The following is a 26477-nucleotide window of genomic DNA, read 5'->3' on the forward strand; positions in this document are numbered from 1 at the left end:
GGCTTTTTAGTTATTTGCTTTATTTAAATTTTTGGATAAGCAATTCTATCTGACAAATAACCCACGCTGGTTGCAAAATAATATGACCGATTCCAGTGCATAAATACCTTGTAGTTATCGTATGCTAAATACATCCGCCCATTTACATCATCAGGCATTACTAGTGCAGCATCTACAGCAACATTTGGTAAATCGCTGCCGTCAGCTCGACGAACCCCTAACGCTTGCCAATCAGCGAGTGAGCGCTCTGAATCGTTCCAATATTCAAGCCATTGCTTACGAGTTTTAGTGCCGCGTTTTAAAATATACTGCTGATCAAAATTAGCTGGTAATTGAACCTGGCGACCCCAGGTTAAGTTGTCATTCCAACCCTCTTGCTTTAAGTAATTAGCAATAGAGGCAAACGCATCTTCTTTGGTTGTCCAAATATCTTTACGGCCATCGTTGTTGTAATCTACAGCATAGGCATTAAATGAGGTTGGCATAAATTGAGTTTGCCCCATTGCACCTGCCCATGAGCCTTTAAATTTATCAAGCGTAATATGACCCGACTTTAATATGTCCAGTGCTGCCCATAATTGGCGCTTGTATAATGCTTCACGGCGCCCATCAAAAGCCAGTGTTACCAACGATGAAATCACGTTGTGGCCACCTTGAATGGCACCAAAATTACTCTCTAAGCCCCAAATAGCTACAATAAAGCGTGCTTGGACGCCAAAGTCTTTTGCGACCTTCTCTAAAACGTCTTGGTTTTCTTTGTACAACTTACGCGCGCGATCAATTTTCCATTGAGGCACTCGTTTTGGTAAATATGTTTCCAGTGTTTCTTTTACTTCAGGCTGATTTTTATCTGCTGAAATCACTTTTTCTTTGTAAGAAGCAGTGGCAAATGCTTGCTCAATTAACTGAGTATCGTAACCTTTCGCTATTGCCTCTTGCTTTAAATTAGTAAGGTATTGTTGAAACTCAGCTTGGGTTTTTGCCATCACCGATGAGCTTAAACAGATACCACACAATACAACTGCTAATTTTTTAATCACTATCTACTCCGTTTTGTTTTCTTAATTCACTCAGCAAGTTTTCTTCTGGTGGCGGAATTTGTAAATAATAGCCTTGGTCGCTGAGCGACTGTTTTAAAGTGTCTAAATCCGCTACGCCTAGTTGAGTTCGCTTAGCTAAGTTAATGATCATCACGTACTGAGGTTGACCAAACATGGTCATTAAAGGTTCCGGAACTTTACTAAAATCGTCTCTTTTTTCAATAAATAAGAAAGTATCTGCTTTTTTCTTACTTTTATATACCGCAGTTAGCATTATGGCCCTATAAAATCTTGCTTAACAGTGCTACACACTATAACATGGCAATAATAATAAGTTATAAAAATTAGAGTGAAAACTACAATAAACGCCTTGTTCAGCCTAGGTTTATATAAAAATTTCACACTAACAAGACAATCCAGTTGAGCATCTATGTCGGACCAAATTTTTGAGCTAAAAGGCAACCTTTTTACGTTATCAGTTTTACATCTTTATAGTACTGATATCCCCCTTTTAGCAGAACAACTGTATATAAAAATAGCCCAAGCCCCAAAATTCTTTGAGGGTGCCCCCATTGTCGTGAATTTAATTGAAGTAAAAAATAATCCTATTGATTTTGTTCACTTAAAATCACTTATTGAACGTATGAGCTTTAATGCGGTGGGTGTATGTAATGGTTCTGATGAGCAGCACAAACAAGCGAAAGCTGCTGGCTTATCTGTTTTAAACTATTCACAAGACGTTAAGAGTGAACCTCCAAGAGTAGAGCCTAATACGTCAGTGGTTGAAAAAACCGTGTATTTACCAGCACAAATTATTAATGGTGCAGTTCGCTCAGGGCAACAGGTTTACGCCAAAGACCGTGACTTAGTGGTATTAGGCGCAGTAAGCCATGGTGCAGAAGTAATTGCAGATGGCAATGTACATATATATGGAACCCTACGCGGCCGTGCAATCGCCGGTGCGAAAGGGCTAGAAAACGCATACATTTTTTGTAATAAATTAGAAGCAGAACTCGTTTCAATCAATGGTAATTACTGGATCAGTGACTCACTGCAAGGTGAACACTGGGGTAACGCAGTTCAAATACAACAAAAAAATGAATCTTTAGAAATTTCAGCTTTGGTTAAAGGATAAATCTCATGGCAAAAATAATTGTCGTTACCTCGGGTAAAGGGGGTGTTGGTAAAACAACATCAAGCGCAGCAATTGGTACAGGCTTGGCATTGAAAGGCTATAAGACTGTTATCATTGATTTTGATATCGGCCTGCGGAATTTAGACCTTATTATGGGTTGTGAACGTCGCGTAGTGTATGACTTTGTCAATGTAATCAATGGTGAAGCCAACCTTAACCAAGCACTTATAAAAGATAAGCGTGTAGAGAAGTTATTCTTACTTCCTGCATCGCAAACACGCGATAAAGATGCACTCACACGTGATGGCGTTGAACGTGTTCTCAATGAGTTAAAAGAAGACTTTGACTACATCGTGTGTGATTCTCCGGCAGGTATAGAAGCCGGTGCTATGATGGCCATGTACTTCGCTGATGAAGCGATTGTAACTACCAACCCAGAAGTTTCGTCAGTAAGAGACTCAGATCGTATACTAGGAATTTTACACAGTAAATCTAAACGTGCTGAAGAAGGTTTGGAAAACATTAAAGAGCATTTGCTAATAACACGCTATAATCCAGATCGTGTATCAAAAGGTGAAATGCTATCTGTTGAAGATATCCAGGACATTCTAGCTATCGACTTACTAGGTGTCATTCCTGAATCTCAAGCAGTACTTAGTGCATCTAACTCAGGACAACCCGTTATTCTTGATGGCGAATCAGACGCAGGTCAAGCCTATGCTGATGCGATCAGTCGTTTATTAGGCGAGACGGTTGAATTTAGATTTTTAGATGTAGAGAAAAAGGGTTTATTCAAACGGATATTTGGAGGTTAATGTGTCTTTACTTGACTACTTCCGCTCAGAAAAGAAAAACAGTGCGTCATTAGCAAAAGAGCGATTGCAGATCATAGTCGCGCACGAACGTTCTCAGCGTGGTACACCTGATTACTTGCCGCAGTTAAAGCAAGATATATTAGATGTCATTCGCAAGTACGTGAATGTAGGCGCCGATGCAGTTCAAGTTCAGTTTGATCAAAATGAAGATGATTTAGCCGTACTCGAGCTCAATGTCACACTACCTGACGAAGAAAAGAAATAATGAAAAAGGGCGCTAAGCGCCCTTTTTCATCTGTTTTAGCTCGTCTTGTAAACTTTAATTATCCCACTCTTTGAGTGCATCTTTAAGATATTCATAGCGCCAAGAATTGAGTAGATCTGGTTTTATCTGCTGTGATTTTTGTTCATCTGTTAGCTTCCAGTTCCAACTTATAAGTTGATTCACTTGCTTTTTAGAGGCCATAACGTCTTCTGGTATGTTGTGCTCTTTTGCAACCTTAGTAATGTTTTGTTTGATCTCTTTCGCTACTTTTTTGTATGTAGGAAAATCAATTAAACGCTTTAGTACTTTTGGGTGCTGTTCAGGTGGGATAGCTTTAGCTTGCTCAATACACTTCAAAATTTCAACCCCTGAACGATTCACTTCAATAGGTTCAACACCCGGAATTTGTCTAAGCGCATTTAAGCTCGATGGGCCTCGTTTAGCGATTTCAGTCATGTTGTGCTCTTTAAGAACAAAATTAAGCGCAAGATTTTTACGAATTGCTTTATCTCTTCGCCACACGGCTAATTCTTTAAGTACAGCTAATTCATGCGGCTTAAGCTGCCATGCATTTTTAATCTCTTTATAAAGCAGTTCATCTGGTGTTTGAAAAGCACGCTTGTTTGCCACTAATTCACTTTCGTTAATAACAATATCAAATAAATCGGCCGCTTTAATGCTGTCTATAATTAACTCAAAACAAGGCAGTAAGTGAAACGTATCGGCCGCAGCGTATTCAAGTTGTTTTTGAGTGAGAGGACGTTGTAACCAATTGGTACGCGATTCACTTTTATCAATTTCAATATTCAACAAGGTTTTTACCATTAAGGCAAACCCCATACAGTTACCCTCCCCTAATAGCTGAAGTGCAAACTGAGTATCAAACAATGGATAAGGAACGAAACCTGCGTATTTTTGAAAAACTTCAATATCTTCTGAAGGAGAATGAAGTACTTTTAACACGTTTGGATCTTTAAGTATCTGCCAAAAATCAAACAAGGAAAGCTCTGCAAGCGGGTCGATGAGTGCTAAATGCTCGCCATCATAAACTTGAATTAGTGCAACTTCGGGATACAAAGTACGGCGGCGCATAAACTCGGTATCAATAGCAAGAATGGGTTTGTTTTTTATTTGTTCTACAAACGTATTTAGCTCATTTTGGGTTTGGATCAATTGGTAGTGCACTGAGTCTCCTACAATAAAAAAGCCGACTAATGTCGGCTTTTTTATAGTTGCTAATCTTTTAAGGCTCTTCTGAGAATTTTACCCACGTTAGTTTTGGGTAACTCATCCTTAAACTCAACGAGTTTAGGAACCTTATAATTAGTTAAATTATCACGACAATGTTTTATTATATCTTTTTCAGTTAAAGAAGGGTCTTTTTTCACAACAAAAACTTTAACTTGTTCACCACTAATGTCATGAGGAATACCAATTGCGGCAACTTCTAATACACCTTCGTGCATCGCAACCACTTCTTCAATCTCATTTGGGAATACATTAAAGCCTGACACAATGATCATGTCTTTTTTACGGTCAACAATATAGAAGAAGCCTTCATCATCGTATGTCGCAATATCACCGGTAGCAAACCAGCCATCTTTTAAACATTCAGAGGTTGCGTCAGGACGGTTATAATAACCAAGCATTACTTGTGGGCCTTTAACCCATAACTCGCCCGGTTCACCTTTAGCCGCTTCTTCACCGCTATCAAGCATTAGCTTGATATCGGTACTTGGCGCTGGTAAGCCAATAGAGCCATTATAAGACTCTAAATCATATGGGCTAATTGTAACTAATGGCGAACACTCTGTCAGACCATAGCCTTCCATTAATTTGCTGTTAGTGACCTTCTGCCATTTTTCGGCAACTGGACGTTGAACGGCCATACCGCCACCCAGTGACATTTTAAGGTTACTAAAATCAAGTTCAGAGAAACCTGGAGTATTTAATAAGCCATTAAACAGAGTATTTACACCTGTAATAGCTGTAAATTTATGCTGACTAAGCTCTTTTACAAATCCTGGCATATCACGTGGATTAGTAATTAAAACATTTAAGCCACCGTATTTCATAAATGCTAAACAGTTCGCTGTTAATGCAAATATATGATAAAGCGGAAGCGCAGTAATAACTACTTCACTACCACGGTCAAGCACTTTGTCTAAACAACCAGATACTTGCTCAAGATTACCTACCATATTGCCATGACTTAACATAGCGCCTTTTGATACACCGGTAGTTCCACCGGTGTACTGCAAGAATGCTAAGTCACTAAGGTTTACATCTGGACGTTTGTAACCAGTTGGATCTGCTTTTAACAAATCACAAAAGTTAATCGTGTTAGGTAATGTGTAGCTTGGCACCATTTTTTTGAAATGCTTAACGACAAAATTAACTAAATGCTTTTTAAGACCACCCATCATGTCACCGACTTGGGTAACCACAATATGTTTCACGTCGGTGTTGGGCAGCGCTTTTTCAAGAGTGACAGCAAAGTTAGCAAGTATAAAAATGGCTGATGTTTCAGAATCTTTTAACTGATGCTCTAACTCTCGTACGGTGTAAAGCGGGTTAACATTAACTACAACACATCCTGCACGCAAAATACCTAAAATAGCAATAGGGGTTTGCAACAAGTTAGGCATCATCACAGCGACTTTATCGCCTTTTTTTAATCCTAAATCGTTTTGGATATAGGCGGCAACGCGTTTTGTTGCAGCATCTATTTCGTTGTAAGACAATGTTTTACCCATATTAGTAAATGCAGGTAAATCTTTGTATTCATTAAAACTTTTTTCAAACACTTCGAGTAACGAGTTGTAGTGCTCAGGATCGATTGTTTCAGGCATACCTTCTGGGTAGCGCTTAAGCCAGATTTTTTCCACTCTTAGCCCCTGTTATAATTATATTTTTATTAACCTTAATCTAAGTAAGGCACTTTCACAATTGAGCAAATACTCTAATCTAGAGATAATCCCACATTTATCGGTAATATACAATTAACATGCACTACTTTGCAGCATAAATGCGTGAATGTGTTCAAAACATAGCCCACTACTTTGCATATGGCAATGATGTCCACCAGGCACTTCTAATACTCTCAAGTTATTGTAATAATTACTATACTTATCTAAGTTTTGTTTTACAAATGGATAACCTTTATCACCTAATATTAATTGACATGGTGCAATTAATTCTTTTATTGCACCAATACATTGCGCTTCATCAAATCGAAAACCTGAGTGATTTTTAAGCTTAGGATCAGTCGTTAACTCAAACCCACTGTGCATTTGTTTTATATTTCTGTCCATCAGCAAAGCGATTAATTTATCATTTAAATCAGTTGTTTTTGCACGCGCTTGATAAATTTGCTCTTTTGAAGTGTATATCCTTGATTTTTTAATCGTTAACCGTGCCCGGTTAAGTATGGCATTTCTTAGCTGTGAAGCGACTTCATTTGCTTGTGTGGTAACGCAGCCTATTCCTTCAATAAAAGAAACGGATTTAACATACTCGTTAAAACAACTCGCAAATAAACCCGCGACCATCGCCCCCATCGAATGCCCGACCAAGTGTACCTTTTTTAATTTAAGCGCTGTGATTAATGCATAAACATCATCCACATAATCAATAAAGTAGTAATGTGCCTGAGGGCTTCGCCAAGATGATAGTCCATGCCCTGCAAAATCAATACAATACCATGTTTGATTTGACGGTACGTCAGTTAGCATAGGTACAAAGCTAGCACTGTTATCTAACCAACCGTGAAGCGCAATAACAACCTCTTCACCGTCTCCAAATTTAAGGCCATGTATATCTAAGTCGTTAGCTTTGACAGAAAATGGTTGCAATGCAAACCTCTACTTTTTATTTGGTTATAGCAATAACATACAAGAGTTAATACACAAATAATAGAACCGAGCTAGAAGAGTACACACTTAAATTGCGAGATTTCATAACATATTCATTTATTTATCTCGTCATCAGTATACAATAATAGTCGCTATTAAAATAAGTACACTTAAAGGGTACACACAATGAAAAAACAGTTCGGCTTATTAGCGCTTTTATGTACAACAACAGGAGCATTTGCTCAAACAGCGCCTAAAAATGTTATTTATATGATTGGTGATGGCATGGGTCCCGCTTTCACAACCGCTTATCGATACTACAAAGATGACCCAACAACAAAAGAAATAGAAACCACCGTTTTTGATACCATATTAAAAGGCATGGCGCACACGTATCCAGATGACCATACCTATGTTACAGACAGCGCAGCAGGTGCAACTGCACTTAGCAGCGGCCATAAAAGTTATAATGGCGCTATTGCCGTCGATACAGCTAAAAAGCCTGTTAAAACCATGCTAGAAATTGCAAAAGAGCAAGGAATGACAACAGCGTTAGTAGCTACCTCACAAATAAACCATGCAACACCAGCAAGTTTTGCCGCACATAATGAATCAAGAAGAAACTACGATGATATTGCCAATGACTACATTGACAATAAAATTGCAGGTAAATTACCGGTAGATTTAATGTTAGGCGGTGGTACTGAGTACTTTATTCGTGATGACAGAAACTTAGTAGACGAATTTAAACAAGCTGGTTATCAATATGGCGATGATATTCAGAACCTTGGTCAAATCACTCAAGTGCCTGCTATAGGTTTATATGCACCTAAAGGCTTACCGTTTGCTCTTGATGAAAACCCAACAAGATTAAAGCAGTTAACTTCTAAAGCGTTTGATTTGCTTGATGGGCAAAATGATAAAGGCTTTTTTGTGATGATTGAAGGCAGCCAAATTGACTGGTGTGGTCACGCAAATGATATTGCCTGTGCAATGGCTGAAATGGATGATTTTGCTAAATCAATCGAAACGGCTAAAGCCTATGTAGATAAGAACCCAGACACTATTTTGGTGATCACGGCAGACCACTCAACAGGTGGTTTAACTATTGGTGCACATGGCCAATATAAATGGGAAACAGATGTCATCAAAGGTGTTAAAGCCACTGCGGGTACATTGACCAATTTGTTAATGGAGTCAGATAACCTTAAAAAGGTATGGCAGGAAAATACGAGCATTGAGTTTACAGCTGAAAACGAAATTAAGCTTAAACAAGCCAAAGCTATGGGTGAGAAAACCCTAAACTTAGCCGTTAAAAGCATCATTAATGATTTAAGCTTTACAGGTTGGACAACGGGCGGTCACACAGCGTCTGATGTACAAGTATTTGCTTATGGCAAAAATAGCGATGACTTTGTTGGCTCTCAAAATAATACCGATATAGCTAAAAAATTGATTGGTTACATAGAACAATAATCTCAGTAATGAAATTAAAAAAGCCCGAATGATTCATTCGGGCTTTTTATTTGCTTATTTTCATTTTATACCAATTCTCTTATTTAAGTGATCTATTTTGAGGATTGGTATTAGCTAAGCGTATATATCAACACCAATTAAATTTTGAACTTCAGCTCTTCGCTCTAAATTAGCAAACTCAGTATAAGTCGAAATCGCTTTACTTACTTGGGCTGAGGGTTGATCGTAAATAGTTTGGCTGTATTGGTTGTCTTTGCTGTTCGCTTTTGTAAACTCTTTTGCAAGTTCAAGCCCTTCAGGGCTGCTTTTGACATAATCGGTATTAGTTTTTTGTGGTTTGGCTTGCTCTAGTACTCGTTCAGGCTGCACCGGAACTACCGAAGTAGAACGCACATTACCAGGTATATCACCTGTGAAAAAACCAGAACTTATAGGTAGCGACACAGCGCTTCTCCAACCAACAACATACCTAAATTATGATTTAAAATCGCTTAATTTGCAAACAACCGGGTTTATCTTATTCTCGGCCCGGTAATTTTTTCCATGTTACCGTGTCACGCACATACTTTGGTTGTGCATCACTGGCTTGTACACCCTTACCTGCAAGGTACTGCGCCTCTACTAGTGCCAACATATAGTGTGCATCCGGTAAGCTTATTTCTGACTGTATGGTTACATTATTAAATGCCGTTAATGAATCAGGATAACTTTTAAACCCCGTCCCTACGCCTGCAGCATCAATGTTTATATCTATCAAGGTTGCATCTAACAATTCAGGTTTGAATACTCGCTCTTCGCCTTTAAGTGTCATCAATCCATCTTTTGCTTGGTACTGAGCAAAATATATTTCTCCCATACGCGCATCAATACTAGAATAAACATCGTTAGCACCAAACTGTTCTAATGCCTGCTGTGCCATGACTGCTAAAGTAGATACCCCGACTAATGGTAAATTAGTTGAATACGCAAGACCTTGTGCAATGGCTACGCTTATGCGCACGCCAGTAAAACTACCTGGGCCTTGGCCAAATCCTATTACGTCTAAATCTTTTAGTTTACAACCGGCTTTTCCTAGCAGCTCATCAATAAGTGGCAGAATTTTTTGGCTATGCTGCTGCGGGCACTCTTCAAAATGATGAAACGTTTTACCCTGATAATGCAAAACAATTGATAATGCTTCTGTAGAAGCATCTAGGGCGAGAATATTACTTTTGATCATTTTTGTACTCAATTAATATGTTTTAAAAATGTATTGGCATCTTCTAAGCTTCGTGTACGGCGCATTGGCGGTAAACTCTTTAAAAATACTTGTCCATATTGGCGTGTAACTAAGCGATTATCGCAAATCACTAACACGCCTTTATCTTTGTTGTCTCTTATTAAGCGACCTACCCCCTGCTTTAATGCAATCACCGCTTGGGGTAATTGAATATGTGCAAACGGGTCTTTACCTTGCATTTGGCAATCCTGCATTTTGGCTTGCAGTAAAGGGTCATCAGGGGCAGCAAATGGCAGCTTGTCTATAATAACACAGCTTAAGGTGCTGCCTCGTACATCAACCCCTTCCCAAAATGACGCGGTGCCCAGCAATACTGCATTACCATGGCGAGTAAATTTTTCTAGTATAATTCGTTTAGACATTTGCCCTTGCATATAAACTGGGTAGTCCATTTGCGTCGTTAAACCCTCAGCCACTAAATGCATCATACGATAACTAGTAAATAACACAAAACAACGCCCCTTAGCCGACTTTATGAGCTCTAAAGTCAGTTTTACAATAGCATGAGGCATATTATCTTCATGAGATTGTGGTAAATAACGGGGTAAGCACAGCAACGCCTGATTGGCATAATCAAACGGACTATCCACCATCATACTTTGCTTTGGCTTTAAGCCAAGGCTTGCATTAAAGTGGCTCAGTTCATTGTCGACCGATAACGTGGCGGAGGTAAATACAAACCCCGCACCAGATTCTTTCATCATCAATGCAAATTTTGCCGATACGTTTAATGGCGTTATATTTATTGTTAAATAGCGCCTAGTGGTTTCGTACCAGTAACTAAACCCAGTTTGGGCTGTATCAAATACACGTTCTAACTGGCCTTTAAAAGCCAAAACTCGTTCAAACGGATGTTCTATTTTATCGCTGCGCTCTAAGCATAACTTTAAAACCTGATACACAAATTCTAAATCACTAATAACGCGATGTAATGCCGAGCAAATAAGCTTATTACTGAGCTTTTCGCGCCAATCGCCACGGCTACCATCTACCCCAAACTGCAACCTTAAATCAGCGACACTGGTTTCGAGTTTATTTAAACTTTTACCTAATTGCAGCATATCGGGGATTTCAGCGCGATAAATAGCGCGCAAATCGTTAATTAAATCCACCAGCTTTTTGGTGCTCATTGTTTCGCCAAAATAGTCGCTGGCAATTTCGCTTAATTGGTGAGCTTCATCAAATATGTAGGCATCCGCATTAGGCATAAGCTCTGCAAAACCTGATTCCTTTACCGCCATATCGGCAAAAAACAAATGGTGATTTATTACTACAACATCGGCATCAGCCGCTTTTAAACGCGCTTTGCGAATATAGCATTCTTGAAAGTCAGGGCACTCTTTGCCTAAGCAATTATCAGCGGTTGAGCTTACATAAGGTAGCACTTTGGCGTCTTCTTCAATACCAATGCAATCGGCAAGATCACCGCTGTGGGTCTCACTGGCAAACTTTGCAACCATAGCAAGCTGATGCATAACATCAGGGTCGTCTGTTGGTACGTGTGCCACATGCTGAGTTAGTCGATACGTACACAAATAATTGGCACGCCCTTTTAACAAGGCCGTTTTCTTAGCAGCACCTAAGGCTTTTACTAATACCGGTAAATCACGATGATAAAGCTGCTCTTGCAGTGCTTTAGAACCCGTTGAGATGATGGTTTTACCTTTAGATTTAAGAGCGGGAGCTAAATAGGCAAAGGTTTTACCTGTGCCAGTACCTGCCTCAACAACAAGTTGAGCTCGGGTTTTTAATGCATCATCAACAGCCACCGCCATATCGATTTGAGGCTGGCGTGGTGTATATCCATCTATTGATAAAGCCAAAGGCCCGGTCGCACTAAACAGCTGTTTGATAATACCAATCACTTTGTAAAAAATAATAGCGGGATTCTACGTAAGCGAAACATCAAGGGCAAGTAATTAAGTTATATAATAAGGGGGGCATTGTCCCCCTATTAATTATTATTGTGCCGTAATAGATAAGGTAACTCCGCTTGCAGAACTATAGCCCTTTAAATCTATAAACCAAGTGCCTGCTTGTGGGTTATCAATATTACAAGTTTCTAAATTACCATTTTTAAAAGGCCTACATTGATAAACAGATTCTGTAGATGGGCTTGCAAAATTTACATATAAATCAGCATCTCCATTGCCGCCGCTAATGTTAACTGTAAATGCCGAATAGCCAGCATCAAGATTTTGTGTGTATCGGCTCCAATTGTTTGCTGCTACCGAAATATTATTTTCTACACGATTGATAGGTTCGGCTGTGTTACCTTCGTTATAGCTACCGGTTAAAGAAACATTCGTAATCGCATTCCATGCTTGAACCATGACATAATAAACGCCCGCTTGGGCATTACCTATTTCACAACTCTCATTACTTGAAGAGGTTGTACTTTTGCAATCAAAGCTTGTTAAGGTAGGTGCTGAATTAAATTTTACGTATAAATCGGCATCACCAGAACCACCGGATGTAATGAAGTTTAAGTTAGTCGCGTTATCAGGTACGTTTAATGTGAATACACGTTCCGCTTTTGCATTTTCTGTTATACCAGCAACCGTAACACCGTTTTGTAATTCGTCGCCAATTGGAGGGATCACATCGCCTGCATTTTTTGCCATTTCCGATATGTAACTAACAGCTAATTTTGCAAACTTACTAGCATGATCAGCGTCAAAATTAGTGTCATTAATGGTGTGAATTAATCGATTTATATCAGCCATTTTCGACTCAAATGGCATAGATGCTGTAAACCCTTGTTGATACCAAGATGCGTGATCAGAACATCCATATCCACATTGGTCAAAACCGTAACTAACAGAAGGCAAATAAGTATCGATTAGCTGACCTAGAAACTGGTTTTGAGCATTTGTTGTGTAATCTGTCATCATCACAATATCTTCATTGCTACCGTTATTACCAGTCATATCAAACTGCACCATACCAACAACATTTTTTCCTTGTGATTTGTATGCTGAGGCAATCGCTTTTGACCCCCTCAAGCCAACTTCTTCAGCTGCAAAGCCCATTATTTGAATTGTTCTTTGCGGCTTGTAGTCATTATCAACAATTGCTCTTAGTACTTCTGATAATACAGCGATACCTGATGCATTATCATCGGCACCAGGAGAACGTCCATTTGTAGGGTTTGATTGGTTAATTGAATCTAAATGTCCACCTATGATAACAATTTCATCAGCTTTTTCTTCCCCAGGTATTGTGACTATAATCGACGACTGCGCCCAACTATGAGTAAAATATTCAACGCTGATATCGCTACGACTTGCCGCTAACTGTTGCCAATAATCTTTTAACCATTGAGATGCATCTATCCCAGTTTGAGTTGTATAGTAGCGATTGTAAAAGCTACTCATTGAATTAACAGTATTTGTTAAATTATTAGGGCTAATACGATTAATTAGTTGCTGTGTTGTTTGCGCATTATCAATATTATAATCAAAAGCTAAGGTGTTTTGGTTTTGCACAGCTGCCAACTGTTCAGTATATTGTTTTGCTTCATCTAGTGATTCATGCGCTACAAAACCGCCACACCGATGGTAATTATCATGCATAAACTCACTCAGCTGTGCTACATCCGAGGTCTTAACCTTTAAAAAATTAACGGTATCTAGCTCAGTTGCATGAATAGTTAATGATTGATGTGATTTACTTACTGTTTTTTTAGTCTGCTGATAATGCTTTGCTGCAATAGGATCTATTGTCACCCATATATTTTCGTTGTCTTGTGCATACAGTGGTTGAACAATTAAGGCGCTAGCGCTAACTAACGCAATATTTAATAAACGTTTCATAAATTGATTCCTTTTAAATCAAGCTATATTCATAGAAAGTGATATGACTAAGATAAAAAAGGGAGCGGACACTCCCCTAGGAATTGATTTAGTTAGCTTGAATAGTAAGCGTTACACCACTTGCATTGCGGTATCCTTGTAAATCAATGTGCCAAGTCCCTGCTTGTGGATTATCGATAGTACAACTTTCGTTATTGCCATTTTTATATGGGCGACAAACATAAGTATTTGTATCTGATGCTGCTCCAAAGTTTACATATAAATCCGCATCGCCACTGCCACCCGCAATTGAAACGTTAAGTGAGCTATAACCTGAACCTAAACTTTGCGTAAATCGAGTCCAGCCTCCAGAGCTTACAGCTACATTTTCTTCAGTTCGATTTATAGGCGTTGTACCCCCAGTATCGCCATCATAACTGCCAAGTAATGTGACTCCTGAGATTTGATTCCATGCCTCAACCATTACATAATAAGTACCGGTTTGAACATTACCGATAGCGCAACTTTCATTACTTGTTGACGTTGTGCTATTACAGTCAAAGCTATTTAGCGTTGGCTTAGAACCAAATTTTACATACAAATCAGCATCGCCTGTTCCACCTGATGTGGTAAATGATAAGTTACCTGCATCTTGTGGCACATCAAGCGTAAAGAATATTTGTTGTTTGGCTGCACCGCTGATCCCCGTACGTGGGATGTCATTTGAAAGCGCTTCTATTTCGGAACCTGAATCACACGAACTACCAGCACTCAAACTAGAGTTTACACCAACAGCACTTAACGCCGCTTTTACGTCCTGTGTGTCGTAGTTTAGATCACAGGCTGCGTCCATAACACCATTACCGGCTATATCCCAGTTAGTACTGGCAGTCCAATACAGTTGATTAGCACGCGCCATCACTTCAAATGCTTTTTTTGTATTCCATCCAGCAGTCGTGGCTAGGTTATAAAACGCTTTGTTGTAAACACCTGAACTGTAATGTACATCCATACCACTAGTATAATCGCTTTGTTTATCAATCGAGCGCCCATCTTGTGTTGGATTATTCATGTATCGCAAAGCACCATTACCTTTGAATATGTCTTGACCTACAAGCCAATCATTACTTCCTCTCATGTAATACTCTGCAGCCTCACCTGCCATATCAGAAAAAGCTTCATTCAGCCCGCCTGATTTGCTGTTATAGATCAGACCTGAATTTTGCTCGGTAAACCCATGGCTTACTTCATGGGCTGATACATCTAAGCTTACAAGTGGATAAAATGTATTTTGACCATCTCCAAAAGTCATTGCACTGCCATCCCAAAATGCATTTTCATAATTGTTGCTATAATGCACTCTCATTTTTAATTGAAAAGATAATGGTGGCGTACCAATCCAATCGTTATACATGTTATAAATTACGTTGCCGAAATAATGTGCATCATTTAAAGGTGAGTAAGCACCATTAATTTCTTTAAAGGTATTCTCAGGACAGGTAAATGAATAAGCACTTGTTCCGCTCGTCCCACCATTTAAATTAATAGTTCTAACGTTACTATTTTCCATCACGCAATTACTGCCCGATTGAGTTACATTCAAACTATCAAAATCAGTGCCATAAACATATTTGCCCGTCTTCAAGTTTCCACCTGGGCCAGTCGCATCAGCATGTTGGAGGTTATCGATGCTAAATAGAATATCTCCATTGTTTGCATCAATAATTTGATAAGGTCTCGCAGGGTTTCGACCATAAGTTACATAAGACACCTCATAAACTAAATGAGCAGTACCTTGTTCGTCTAGCCAAATTGCTAGTTGAGATTTTTCATTATACTTTTTCAAATCAGCGGTTTTTATTGCTATATCTGATTGTTGCAACCCTTTTGTAATTGCTTTATTTTTACTTAACTTAGGAGTAACGCTATTAATATCTGTAGCAAGCTCATAAACAGCAGCGCCGTGAGAGTGTTTTAGCTGGCCATTTTTGAATGTTAGGCTAACGGTATCTCCTATAACGGGTAAATCGTTAAAGAACTGTTGATATCGTTTGGTTATATCTCCGTTTTTACTTTTAATTTCTTTTACTACGACTAATTTATTCCCTGACTCCAAGCCAATTTTTGCAGCTAGGTTAGTATCATTAAGTGATACAACACTACTTTGCGCTTTATTGATGTTATTTGACTGCTCACTAAGGTATTTTTTATTCGCAGCTACCGCTGCTGGTGCTTGTACTAGTGTAAAAGCTGCAAGGGTTGCTATTGTGATTTTTGATAAATTCACGGTTACGCTCCATTTTGTTTTGTTAATAGTATATTTATACTAACCGGCACTACCTGTTCCCGATTCAGGATCAGCGTAGGTCACAAAACAACCAAATGGAAATTAAACAAAAAATTTACAATTAAAGTATGAGCCAACAAAAATAAAGTATTAAAAATCAATGCAGAATGATTTTTAATTTCGTTTTAATGAATTTTAAATATTCAATTTGTAAATTTAAAGTTACAAAATCGAGATTGTAATTTGTAAAAAGAAAGGCATGTAATAAGAATTACGAAAAAGTGGAGGGCATATTCAATTGTTATGCCCATGTATCGAGGTGTTTATCGTTACCATCTGTATTTTTATTATGTTCATCAGCATTTGTTGTCGATATTTTTTTTTGCTTTTCTATCTCTTTCTTTTTACGCTCTTCAAGTTCAACTTGTTTTACTCTAGCGCTTTGTTGCACCCCTGCAATATGAAAAGCACCTTTAGATTCAAGCGCTAAACGGGTAATTTGCCCTAAATAGGGGATCATTATATCCATGTGTACCTCCAGCAGGTTAGGCGTAATTTTATAAATATAAAACTGTTGATAAATAACGCAATACTGTTAATGTTATCGGCAGCTGTAAAATATTCATTAAATTTTCTTGCCGTCATATCAATTAATACATTATTCAATATTGCTAAAATTAAGCTTTAAATGCGGGTAATAAAGCTCACAATTTTGATTAATAAATGCTGTTGGCATTACAGCATATTGACCGTGATCTTTTAAATATTCCATGTGCTTTTTACCATCTGTAGTAAATTGATGAAATAAAGAATGATTAACCCCATCAAAATCTAGCGGTTTTATTTTAACTAAGTCGCATAGTTCCTTATTAAAAGCAGGGGTCGATTTAACCCATTCACCTTCAATAAACTGCTCCACGTAAGCATGCATTGTAAACACTTCATTCTTTAGTAACTCATCTAATTTAGGAGTGCTCAAATGGTTACGAACATCAGCTAAACCTAACCGTGCAGGAATATCACAAGCTCGGCTAAATGCTATTTGTAATGATGCCTTTGGAATACAATATGCTGCTTTATTATTTAAGCAATAATCACTACTTAGTGACTTTGCCCCATCTAAAAGTGTAAAAGGATCATATTTAATTCCGTCTCTTACAAGGTAATATATTGAAACGGCCTTAGTGCGTTCGTCATTACCTTTTACCTTTTTTAGCCAGCTATTAATTTCATTATGCTTGTGATTGAAAAAAGCATCATTTTGTAAGTACTGCTTCAAACCTGTCCCCTTAATGAATGTATTTATTGTAATTACAGATAGTTTAACTATGTTTTTTAATAGTAAAAAAGCATTTTAAAACAATAACTTTAAAACTATATAAGTCTTTAAAGTATCTTTTAATGTTACTTATACAAAAATTAAAATACTATGTCTGCACAGGCATTTTAAATAGTCCGATTGGGCCATAAGAATTATGAAAAATATAGCAATTATTGCCTATGAGGGCTGCTGGGCTGTTAGCGTATTTTTAGCTAAAGATTTTTTACTATTGTTTCTTAACTCTACACACATTACTCATTACCTCAAAGTTATAACGTAGAAATAATAACGACCGACGGTGCACCTATAACAAGCTCGAGTAATTCACTGGTTATTGCCGATAAGTCACTTACTGATAAGCAGTATGAATTAGTTATTATACCGCCGATAGAAGGTTCTAAATTAAAAAATATGCCACGGGGCACTGAGTTAATTATTGAATGGTTAAAACCTAAAATAAGTAGTAATACGTCTATTCTTTGTTTAAGTAATGGCTCTTATTTTTTAGCGGCAACAGGTAAATTAGATAAAACGGTGATTGCTACGCATTGGAGCTTAGTCAAGCCGCTAAGTGGATTATTTCCTGATTGCCAATTTATCAGTCATAAATCGTATTTAAGAAAGGGGAATATATATACAACGGGCTCTTTTGAAGCGGGTATTAGCGTACTTTTAAGCCTTGTTGCTCGAGACAAAGGCGATCGTTTTTCTCAGCAGTGCGCTACTCATTTACTTATTTCTGACTCTGGTAAGTTAAACCTTATTTTGCCTCAATTTAATAATCACAGAGACGAAAAAATTAACGAAGTACAAGATTGGATTCATAATTACCCAAGCGGTGTAATCACTATCAATAAATTAGCAAAACAATTTAATTTTAGTGAACGCAATTTAAAAAGGCGATTCTCACAAGCAACAGGTATATCAATCAACAAATATGTACAAGAAGTACGCATAGATAGAGCCAAAAAACAGTTATTAGCAACAGATAAAACCGTGAACGAAATATCAGTCGATGTAGGATATGAAAACAGTAGCTTTTTTTCTCGCTTATTTAAAAAAAGCACAGGGTTAACACCTGCAAAGTGGCGTAAAAATGATTAATCAACTTTGTTTAAATAATGATTTAAGCCCAAGAGTTCAATTCCATCATCATTTTAATTACCGTTTTTTTGTGATTTAGTTTGCTCTTTATAAAGCACTTCGTTTTTTCTTTTTTGTAATTCAAGTTGTAATTTTTGGTAGCTGCACCGTTTTACACATCTGCGATATAAGACATACCTTTAGACTCATACTACAAACCGATTACTTTATCCAAATAAGTGGGCATCATAGCTATGCGTACACCCTTCAAAAACTCATTCCATTGATGAGTGAAAATCAAACAATTCATGTAACACTAATTTAAATGGGTTATATTCTTAGTACCGGCAGTTATAAGATATTCTTTAATTAAAGAAAATTTTCCTTGCCATGATGTTAGTGAATATGTTTTTATAAATGCGAAACTTATTAAAAAAACAGCAGCTAAGCGTTAACATAGTAACGAATAGCTAAACAGGATATAAAAATGCTTAATTCACTGACAGTTGTACATCACCACCATCATTCATCGGAATAACCTGTCAGGTCTTTCGCTGAGAGGTTGTTCCTAAAAGGAAACCTCTGGCGAATCAACATACCAAGATTCATTTTCGCCCTGAGGTTTCCCTCGGGGTTTTTAGTTTTTAAATTAAAGGAAAATGAGTAATGAATAATAGTAATCGTCTTCGTATCGCCATCCAAAAAGGTGGCCGCCTATCTAAAGATTGTCAAGATCTACTTAAACAACTGGGTGTAAAACTCAATCTTCGTGAGCAGCGTCTAATAGCACACTCAACCAACATGCCTATCGACGTTTTGCGTGTGCGCGATGACGATATTCCAGGCTTAGTTATGGATGGTGTATGTGATTTAGGTATTGTTGGCGAAAACGTATTAGTTGAAGTGCAAGCAGAAAGAGAACGCCAAGGTGTACCGAGTGAAGTAACAAAGCTTGCTAAACTTGACTTTGGTTACTGTCGTTTAGCACTCGCATGGCCACAAGAACTTGGTAAACAAGACAAGAGCTGGTTTGAAGGCAAACGCATAGCAACCACTTACCCAGAAATTTTAAGCCAATACCTAAAACGCGAAGGCATAAACGCCAGTACAGTAATGTTAACAGGTTCAGTGGAAGTAGCACCACGAGCAGGACTTGCCGATGCTATTTGTGATTTAGTTTCTACAGGCGCAACGCTTGAAGCAAATGGCTTAATGCAGGGTGATACAATTTTAGAGTCAAATGCCTGTTTAATCCAAAACACTCAACTACAAGATACTGAAAAATTAGCGCTCATCAATAAACTAATGCCTCGTTTACGTGGTGTAAAGCAAGCTAAAGAAAGCAAATACATTATGTTACACGCACCAAAAGACAAGCTTGATGAAATTTGTGAGATTTTACCTGGCGCAGGCCAACCTACATTATTGGCTCTTGCGGGTAATGATGAATATGTTGCCCTACACATGGTGAGCAGCGAAACCCTATTTTGGGAAACCATGGAACAACTTAAGGCCCTTGGTGCCAATTCTATTTTAGTTATGCCAATTGAAAAAATGATGGAGTAACAACAATGCTTCGTTGGAATGAGGAAACATCACAAGTTCAGGCAGCGGCGCTTATGCGCCCTGCTGTATCAGCAAGTGAAAAAGTAGAAAGCATTTGCCAGACTATTTTGGCAAAAGTGAATGCGCAAGGCGATGCCGCTCTACTTGCATTAGCAAAAGAGTTCGATAATAGAGCCAAGCCGCGTTTACGTGTACCACTTGATGAAATTAATGCCGCTGAGAAAATGCTAAGCCCAGAGCTTAAGTATGCAATTGATACCGCTTATGCCAATGTGAAATGTTTTCACCAAGCGCAACTGCCAAAAGATATTAAGTTATCGACTCAACCAGGTGTTGACTGTGAACTGAAATATCAAGCCATCGAAGCAGTCGGTATTTATGTACCAGGAGGGAGTGCCCCTCTTCCATCATCGGTTATTATGCAAGGTGTATTGGCGCAGTTAAGCGGTGCAAAAACCGTGGTCTTAACCACCCCAGTACAAGGTGATAAAGCAATTAACCCGGCTATTTTATATGCCGCTAAATTATGTGGTATCACTACAATTATTGAAAGCGGCGGTGCAGGCGCGATTGCTGCAATGGCTTATGGTACTGAGTCTGTTCCTAAAGTGAATAAAATTTTTGGCCCAGGTAACAGCTTTGTCACTATGGCAAAACAGTTAGTCGCACAAACGATTCCAGGTATGGCGATTGATATGCCAGCAGGGCCATCAGAAGTGTTAGTGATTGCAGATGAACGTGCAAACCCAGAGTTTATTGCTGCCGACTTACTCTCTCAAGCAGAACACGGGGCTGACTCACAAGTTATTTTATTATGTAACAGTGAAACCATTATTGAACAAACGCAAGATGCACTTACTCGTCAACTTGCCAACTTAAGCCGAAAAGACACTGCCGAACAGGCATTGGCTAATTCGTCACTTATTCTAGTTGATTCAGTAGCCCAAGCGTTTGACGTATCAGCGCAATATGGGCCAGAGCACTTAATATTACAGCTTGCCGATGCCACTCCTTATTTAGATAAAGTAAAGAATGCAGGCTCTGTATTTGTTGGCGATTACACCCCAGAGTCAGCGGGCGATTATGCCTCAGGCACTAATCACGTGTTACCCACTTATGGTTACAGTGCAACTTATTCTAGCTTGAATTTACTTGATTTTTTCCGTACTTACACAGTACAAACCATCAGTAAACGTGGCTTAACTGAGCTTTCAAAAGCTATTTTACCCTTAGCAGATGCAGAAGGCCTAGATGCCCACGCTAATGCGGTTTCAATTCGTTTAGAGGCAATAAAAAATGAGCAATGAGAGCGGCTTATTACCTGATAATATTGCAGCGCTTGCTGCGTATAGCTCAGCTAAAAGTGAAAAGTTAACCGGTACAACGTGGCTTAATGCGAACGAAAGCCCGTATGCTAAAAACCTTGAAATAACAATTGAAGACTTGAATCGTTACCCCGATCCTCAGCCTCAATTGGTTATTGACCGCTACGCTGCCTATGCTGAGCTTGAAAACGAAAATGTATTAATGACTCGCGGCGCAGATGAAGGCATTGAATTATTAGTACGTACCTACTGTGAACCGTCAAAAGACAGCATTGCACTATTTTTACCAACATATGGTATGTACAAAGTAACGGCCGATACACACAACGTCGCAATCAATGGCCTAACACAAGCGCTTTTATTTAATGGCAGCGTGGATGAAATAGTTGCCGCTGTGGGTAGCTCAAAACTAGTGTTTATTTGTAATCCAAATAATCCAACTGGAAGCTTAACGCCGCTAGATAAAGTAAAAGCCATTGCCACTGCGCTTGCAGGTAAAGCATTAGTGATTGTTGATGAAGCCTACATAGAGTTTTGTCCAGAGCAAAGTGCAACACAACTTATAAACGAGTTTAGTAACATTGTTGTGCTTCGTACACTCTCAAAAGCATTCGCACTCGCGGGTTTAAGAACAGGGTTTACTCTCGCTCAGGCCAGTGTATTAGCGCCTATTCGTAAAGTCATTGCACCGTATCCGGTATCGGGTGTGGTGGCCAGCATTGCAGCACAAGCCATTGCCCCTGATGCCATTACCTCAATGCGTCGCCAAGTAACGATTTTAAATAGCTTAAAGTTAAAGCTTATTGACTGGTTAAACGCCTCTCCTGCAGTATTAAAAATACTCACTGGTGAAGGCAACTTCGTTACTTTAAAGTTAGCTAACAAGGATTACTTTAAACAAGCGCTTAAACAAGGCTTAGTAATGCGCGCCTTCACCTTATTTAATGAAGATGATTGGCTACGTATTTCAATTGGTAATGAGCAAGAATTAGAACAAGTAAAAATTTGGTTAGATGGCCTGCAATTGCCACAAACCGCAGCACAACAGGAAGTATCATGAGTAACCCCTATTTATTTATAGACCGCGATGGCACTATTATTGAAGAGCCAATCACCGATAAACAAGTCGACAGCCTTGAAAAACTAGCGTTTTTACCAGGTGTCATTCCTGCCTTATTGCAACTGCAAGCAGCAGGTTATCGCTTAGTGATGGTATCGAATCAAGATGGCTTGGGCACAGACAGCTTTCCAACTGCCGATTTCGACATTGCTCAAGACAAAATGATGGACATTTTACAAAGCCAAGGCATTAGCTTTGAGTCAGTATTAATTTGTCCACACTTTGACGAGCAAAACTGTGATTGCCGTAAACCTAAAACGGGTTTATTAACTGAACTTATGCGCTCAGGCAAAGTTGATTTAGCACGTTCATATGTAATTGGCGATCGCCAAACAGATATTGGTCTTGCGCAAAACTTATGTTGTGAAGGCATTTTGTACGATGGCAGCTGGCCTGCCATTGTTACTAAGCTTACCACAGCTAACCGTGAAGGCCGTGTTACGCGTAACACCAAAGAAACCCAAATTGATGTAGCCATAAACCTAGATCAAACTAAAAATGGCAGCATAGACACTGGCCTAGGTTTTTTTGATCACATGCTGGATCAAATTCGCACGCACGCCAACATTGGTTTAAACATTAAAGCCAAAGGCGATTTACACATAGACGAGCACCACCTTGTTGAAGACATTGGTATTGCTTTAGGTGTTGCCCTTAAACAGGCGCTTGGCACTAAATCGCAAATAGCGCGCTATGGTTTTGCACTGCCAATGGATGAATGTAAAGCAGAGGCACAAATTGATTTATCGGGTCGAGCATCATTTGTATTAAACGCTAACTTTAGCCGTGAAAAAGCCGGTGATTTAGACGTACAAATGGTTGAGCACTTTTTTAAAAGCTTAAGCGATAATGCCGCTATTAGCCTTATTCTATCGGTGAGTGACGGTAACTGTCATCACCAAGTAGAAGGCTTATTTAAAGCGTTTTCTCGTGCTTTGCGCATGGCTATTGCGCAAGATACCAGCCAACAAACAGCCAGCTCTAAGGGATGTTTATGATTGCCATAATTAATACCGGTTGTGCCAATATTAACTCAGTACGGTTTGCATTTGAGCGTTTAGGGAAAACCCCTACGGTGATTACTTCGCCAGAACAATTAGCAGGCTATGAACGTGCTATTTTACCCGGTGTTGGTCATGCATCTGTTGCTATGAAGCGTTTGGTTGATAATGGTTGGCAGCAAGCAATTAACGAATATCAGCGCCCGCTAATGGGAATTTGCTTGGGGATGCAGTTACTGTGCGAAAGCACTGAAGAAGGTAATGTGCAGTGCTTAGGTAAAATACCAGGGCAAATAAAAGCCCTTGATGTTGGCAGTTTAACGTCGCCGCATATGGGCTGGAATAACCTATCTGTTCAACAAGCGCACCCGTTGACTCAAGGTTTGCATGCAGACGATCAGGTTTATTATGTGCACAGTTTCGCCCATACCGTTAATAACGCCACACTAGTCAGCAGCGAATACGGGCAAACATTTTCTGCAATTGTCGCTAAAGACAATTATGCAGGCATGCAATTTCACCCTGAACGCAGCGCTAAAGTGGGCACGCGTTTATTACAAAATTTTATTGATTGGCAACTTTAGGTTGCTCTTCATGCTTTTAAAAGAGAAATACAGTGATTATTCCAGCATTAGATGTATTACAAAATCAAATTGTTCGTTTATACCAAGGTAAATACGACACCGCCCAGTTTTATCCTTTTGAGCTTGGCGCACGGTTAAAAGAATACGCCGACAGCGGCGCAGGTAAATTGCACCTTGTAGATTTAGAAGGCGCACGCGATCCAAGTAAAAAACAGTGGCAACATATTCAAGCTGCAACTAAAGCGCTTAATGTACCGTACCAAGTGGGCGGCGGTATTCGCTCAGAGCAAGACGTGAGAGATTGGCTAAAAGCAGGTGCAAACCAAGTGGTTATTGGCTCAATGGCGGTTGAAAAGCGTGAGCAAGTGAAAGCTTGGATTGAACAATTTGGCGCCGAGCACTTTGTAATTGCCCTTGATGTAAATAAAACAGCCACAGGATGGGCACCTGCTACTCACGGTTGGCTAAGTGAATCTGAGTTTGGTTTACTTGAGCTTGTTGATTTTTACGTTGCTCTGGATGTTATTGACTTTTTATGCACGGACATCAGCAAAGATGGCACCATGTCAGGCCCTTCTTTTGCGCTTTATGAAGATTTAATTAATCATAATGCAAATATTAAAGTGCAAGCCTCAGGTGGGGTAAGCTCGTTAGATGATATTAAAAAGCTCAATGAACTTGGTGTGGGCGGCGTAATTTTAGGTAAGTCACTACTTGATGGAGCATTTAGTGTTGAGGAGGCGTTAGCATGTTATCAAAACGCATAATCCCGTGTTTAGATGTAAAGGACGGCCAAGTAGTAAAAGGCGTTAAATTTAAAGGCCATGAAATAGTGGGCGATATTTTAACAATGGCAAAAGCATACAGCAATGCTGGTGCCGATGAACTGGTTTTTTACGAAATCAGCGCAAGTGTTGAAAAACGCCTACTTGATGTTAACTGGGTTGAAAACATTGCCCGCCACATTGATATTCCATTTTGTGTGGCTGGCGGTATTAAATCGGTAGCCGATGCAGCACGGGTTTTAGAGCGTGGTGCCGATAAAATAAGTATCAACAGCCCTGCTATTGCACGCCCTGAACTCATAAAAGAGCTACACGATGAATTTGGTAAGCAATGTGTTGTTGTAGGTATTGACAGCTTTTACGATGAAGTAACCGGCGAATACTTAGTGTATCAATTAACCGGCGATCCTAATGCATCAAGCCGCACCCGTTATAAAACCGAAGAATGGGTTAAACGCGTACAAGACTTAGGTGCAGGCGAAATCGTTTTAAATTGTATGAACCAAGATGGTGTTCGCAACGGTTACGACAACGAGCAACTCAGCAAAATACGCCAGCTGTGTGATATTCCTTTAATCGCCTCAGGCGGTGCAGGCAGTATGCAAGACTTTGTTGATGTCTTTCAACAAAGCGAAGTCGATGGCGCATTGGCAGCAAGCGTTTTTCACAAAAATGTGATTAACATTGGCGAATTAAAACAATATTTAACCGATAACCAAGTGGCAGCAAGATTATGCAATTAACACAACAAAACCAAACCCAAGTTGATTTTGCTAAAAGCGAAATGATCCCTGCTATTGTTCAAGATGCCCGCTCTGGCGTTATTTTAATGCAAGGCTTTATGAACAGCGAAGCGTTAAAAGTTACGCTTGAGAGCAATAAAGTGACCTTTTATTCGCGCTCTAAATCGCGTTTATGGACCAAAGGCGAGTCATCAGAGAACTTTTTAAACGTGGTATCGGTGCATACCGATTGCGATTACGACTCTATACTCGTACTTGCAAACCCAGAAGGCCCAACCTGTCATTTAGGCACGCAAAGCTGTTTTGGTGATGATGCAAAACCAAGCTTGAGCTTTTTAGCTCAACTTGAAGATGTCATTGTTGCTCGTAAAAGTGATGATCCAGCTAAAAGCTACACTGCGTCACTGTTCGCAGAAGACTTAAGCCGTAGCTGTCAAAAAGTAGGTGAAGAAGGTGTAGAAGTGGCGCTTGCAGCAATGAAACACGACAACAATGAACTTACCAACGAATCGGCCGATTTGTTGTATCACCTCGTTGTACTACTACAACGCCAAGGGTTAGAACTCACTGATGTAGTTGCTTGCCTACAAGGTCGTCATAAGTAAATACAACCATTACTGTGTGCGCCATTATGTGGCGCACATCGTTATAAAAAGCCATAATTTTTCTTTTTAATTCAGCCTCTCAATAGCATTTATTCTCTCCCTTAGGTATCCTTTAACTTGGGTCTGCTGACCTTTGCGGATTAATATTTGTTCAAACTAGGGGCGGTTTAATCCCGGCGCGAGGTTTGTAACCTAGTGGGCTCGATAACTGCTCCTGCGTTATTCTACTGGCTTACATCCATGTAAGAATAAGTAAAAACCGAGCAAAGCTTCCGCGTCCTGCTCACGCCCCTTACCTACATCCATGTAGGCAACAAAGAGTAAATCGCCCCTAGGCAGAACCCTTCGGGCAGCGCCTGTTTGGCATTGATGCTGCGTTATCGCCTATATATGTGGAAT

25 protein-coding genes are annotated in these 26477 nt (G+C 39.3%); 13 read left to right on the top strand and 12 right to left on the bottom strand.

Translation table 11 applies throughout. The features are described 5' to 3' along the window. Window positions 1-23: 23 nt before the first annotated feature. Both CWB76_RS07255 and CWB76_RS07260 read right to left on the bottom strand, forming a co-directional pair. Window positions 24-1040: a lytic murein transglycosylase gene (locus CWB76_RS07255; protein WP_138606502.1), complete on the bottom strand. Its 1017-nt coding sequence runs from the start codon at window positions 1038-1040 to the stop codon at window positions 24-26. Further along, complete coding sequence (locus tag CWB76_RS07260) at window positions 1033-1314, bottom strand: YcgL domain-containing protein (protein WP_138606504.1); 282 nt, start codon at window positions 1312-1314, stop codon at window positions 1033-1035. Before CWB76_RS07260 ends, CWB76_RS07255 begins: the two co-directional genes overlap by 8 nt. Window positions 1315-1470: 156 nt before the next feature. Between CWB76_RS07260 and minC the strand changes: the two genes are divergently transcribed. From minC to minE, 3 genes are read left to right on the top strand one after another with little or no spacing between them, the layout of a single operon-like run. Next, the gene (gene minC, locus CWB76_RS07265) at window positions 1471-2175 is read left to right on the top strand and encodes a septum site-determining protein MinC (protein WP_138606506.1); all 705 of its coding nucleotides are present in this window, start codon (window positions 1471-1473) and stop codon (window positions 2173-2175) included. Between the two features lie 5 nt (window positions 2176-2180). After that, a complete protein-coding gene (gene minD, locus CWB76_RS07270) occupies window positions 2181-2990 on the top strand; it encodes a septum site-determining protein MinD (protein WP_138606508.1) in 810 nt (269 codons plus the stop codon). A gap of 1 nt (window position 2991) precedes the next feature. Continuing rightward, window positions 2992-3255, top strand: a complete 264-nt coding sequence (minE, locus tag CWB76_RS07275; protein ID WP_008111532.1) for a cell division topological specificity factor MinE — start codon at window positions 2992-2994, stop codon at window positions 3253-3255. A 54-nt stretch (window positions 3256-3309) separates the two neighbouring features. On the opposite strand, the gene rnd is transcribed toward minE, so the two are convergent. The 3 genes from rnd to CWB76_RS07290 all read right to left on the bottom strand — a co-directional run bounded on the left by rnd (window position 3310) and on the right by CWB76_RS07290 (window position 7109). Further along, complete coding sequence (gene rnd, locus CWB76_RS07280; RefSeq protein WP_138606510.1) at window positions 3310-4440, bottom strand: ribonuclease D; 1131 nt, start codon at window positions 4438-4440, stop codon at window positions 3310-3312. A 50-nt stretch (window positions 4441-4490) separates the two neighbouring features. Next, on the bottom strand, window positions 4491-6143 hold the full coding sequence (fadD, locus tag CWB76_RS07285; RefSeq protein ID WP_138606512.1) for a long-chain-fatty-acid--CoA ligase FadD: 1653 nt from the start codon (window positions 6141-6143) through the stop codon (window positions 4491-4493). A gap of 114 nt (window positions 6144-6257) precedes the next feature. Beyond that, on the bottom strand, window positions 6258-7109 hold the full coding sequence (locus tag CWB76_RS07290; RefSeq protein ID WP_138606514.1) for an alpha/beta fold hydrolase: 852 nt from the start codon (window positions 7107-7109) through the stop codon (window positions 6258-6260). 186 nt (window positions 7110-7295) lie between these two features. On the opposite strand from CWB76_RS07290, the gene CWB76_RS07295 reads away from it, so the two are divergent. Beyond that, window positions 7296-8585 (top strand): alkaline phosphatase, encoded by a 1290-nt coding sequence (locus tag CWB76_RS07295; protein ID WP_138606516.1) that lies wholly within the window; start codon window positions 7296-7298, stop codon window positions 8583-8585. A 114-nt stretch (window positions 8586-8699) separates the two neighbouring features. On the opposite strand, the gene CWB76_RS07300 is transcribed toward CWB76_RS07295, so the two are convergent. The 7 genes from CWB76_RS07300 to CWB76_RS07330 form a co-directional block, all read right to left on the bottom strand. Beyond that, on the bottom strand, window positions 8700-9029 hold the full coding sequence (locus CWB76_RS07300) for a hypothetical protein (RefSeq protein ID WP_138606518.1): 330 nt from the start codon (window positions 9027-9029) through the stop codon (window positions 8700-8702). A gap of 73 nt (window positions 9030-9102) precedes the next feature. Next, complete coding sequence (tsaB, locus tag CWB76_RS07305) at window positions 9103-9804, bottom strand: tRNA (adenosine(37)-N6)-threonylcarbamoyltransferase complex dimerization subunit type 1 TsaB (protein WP_138606520.1); 702 nt, start codon at window positions 9802-9804, stop codon at window positions 9103-9105. A gap of 8 nt (window positions 9805-9812) precedes the next feature. Next, entirely contained in the window at window positions 9813-11729 is a 1917-nt protein-coding gene (gene yoaA, locus CWB76_RS07310; RefSeq protein WP_138606522.1) for a DNA repair helicase YoaA, read from the bottom strand. A gap of 96 nt (window positions 11730-11825) precedes the next feature. After that, the gene (locus CWB76_RS07315; protein ID WP_138606524.1) at window positions 11826-13679 is read right to left on the bottom strand and encodes a M28 family metallopeptidase; all 1854 of its coding nucleotides are present in this window, start codon (window positions 13677-13679) and stop codon (window positions 11826-11828) included. A gap of 88 nt (window positions 13680-13767) precedes the next feature. Next, window positions 13768-15945 carry a M4 family metallopeptidase gene (locus CWB76_RS07320; protein ID WP_138606526.1) on the bottom strand — a complete coding sequence of 726 codons (2178 nt, stop codon included), beginning with the start codon at window positions 15943-15945 and terminating at the stop codon, window positions 13768-13770. A 301-nt stretch (window positions 15946-16246) separates the two neighbouring features. Then, entirely contained in the window at window positions 16247-16474 is a 228-nt protein-coding gene (locus CWB76_RS07325; RefSeq protein ID WP_138606528.1) for a hypothetical protein, read from the bottom strand. Window positions 16475-16603: 129 nt separating this feature from the next. After that, window positions 16604-17224, bottom strand: coding sequence for a transglutaminase-like domain-containing protein (locus CWB76_RS07330; protein WP_138606530.1), 621 nt, complete (start codon window positions 17222-17224; stop codon window positions 16604-16606). Between the two features lie 369 nt (window positions 17225-17593). Here CWB76_RS07330 and CWB76_RS07335 point away from each other — a divergent pair, with 369 nt between their 5' ends. From CWB76_RS07335 to hisIE, 9 genes are all read left to right on the top strand, one after another. Further along, complete coding sequence (locus tag CWB76_RS07335; RefSeq protein WP_249363163.1) at window positions 17594-18370, top strand: GlxA family transcriptional regulator; 777 nt, start codon at window positions 17594-17596, stop codon at window positions 18368-18370. Between the two features lie 645 nt (window positions 18371-19015). Continuing rightward, window positions 19016-19915, top strand: coding sequence for an ATP phosphoribosyltransferase (hisG, locus tag CWB76_RS07340; protein ID WP_008112621.1), 900 nt, complete (start codon window positions 19016-19018; stop codon window positions 19913-19915). Window positions 19916-19920: 5 nt separating this feature from the next. Then, window positions 19921-21222 carry a histidinol dehydrogenase gene (gene hisD, locus CWB76_RS07345; protein WP_138606531.1) on the top strand — a complete coding sequence of 434 codons (1302 nt, stop codon included), beginning with the start codon at window positions 19921-19923 and terminating at the stop codon, window positions 21220-21222. Further along, entirely contained in the window at window positions 21212-22300 is a 1089-nt protein-coding gene (hisC, locus tag CWB76_RS07350) for a histidinol-phosphate transaminase (RefSeq protein ID WP_138606533.1), read from the top strand. The genes hisD and hisC overlap by 11 nt, the downstream gene beginning before the upstream one ends. Further along, window positions 22297-23358, top strand: coding sequence for a bifunctional histidinol-phosphatase/imidazoleglycerol-phosphate dehydratase HisB (gene hisB, locus CWB76_RS07355; RefSeq protein WP_138606534.1), 1062 nt, complete (start codon window positions 22297-22299; stop codon window positions 23356-23358). The genes hisC and hisB overlap by 4 nt, the downstream gene beginning before the upstream one ends. After that, window positions 23355-23945: an imidazole glycerol phosphate synthase subunit HisH gene (gene hisH / locus CWB76_RS07360; RefSeq protein WP_138606536.1), complete on the top strand. Its 591-nt coding sequence runs from the start codon at window positions 23355-23357 to the stop codon at window positions 23943-23945. Before hisB ends, hisH begins: the two co-directional genes overlap by 4 nt. Before the next feature lie 32 nt (window positions 23946-23977). Then, complete coding sequence (locus CWB76_RS07365) at window positions 23978-24712, top strand: 1-(5-phosphoribosyl)-5-[(5-phosphoribosylamino)methylideneamino] imidazole-4-carboxamide isomerase (RefSeq protein WP_138606537.1); 735 nt, start codon at window positions 23978-23980, stop codon at window positions 24710-24712. Further along, complete coding sequence (hisF, locus tag CWB76_RS07370) at window positions 24694-25473, top strand: imidazole glycerol phosphate synthase subunit HisF (protein ID WP_138606539.1); 780 nt, start codon at window positions 24694-24696, stop codon at window positions 25471-25473. The genes CWB76_RS07365 and hisF overlap by 19 nt, the downstream gene beginning before the upstream one ends. Next, a complete protein-coding gene (gene hisIE / locus CWB76_RS07375) occupies window positions 25464-26078 on the top strand; it encodes a bifunctional phosphoribosyl-AMP cyclohydrolase/phosphoribosyl-ATP diphosphatase HisIE (protein ID WP_138606541.1) in 615 nt (204 codons plus the stop codon). The genes hisF and hisIE overlap by 10 nt, the downstream gene beginning before the upstream one ends. Window positions 26079-26477 lie beyond the last annotated feature (399 nt).

This window comes from Pseudoalteromonas sp. S1609 (assembly GCF_005887255.1).
In the GTDB taxonomy this organism is placed as follows: domain Bacteria; phylum Pseudomonadota; class Gammaproteobacteria; order Enterobacterales; family Alteromonadaceae; genus Pseudoalteromonas.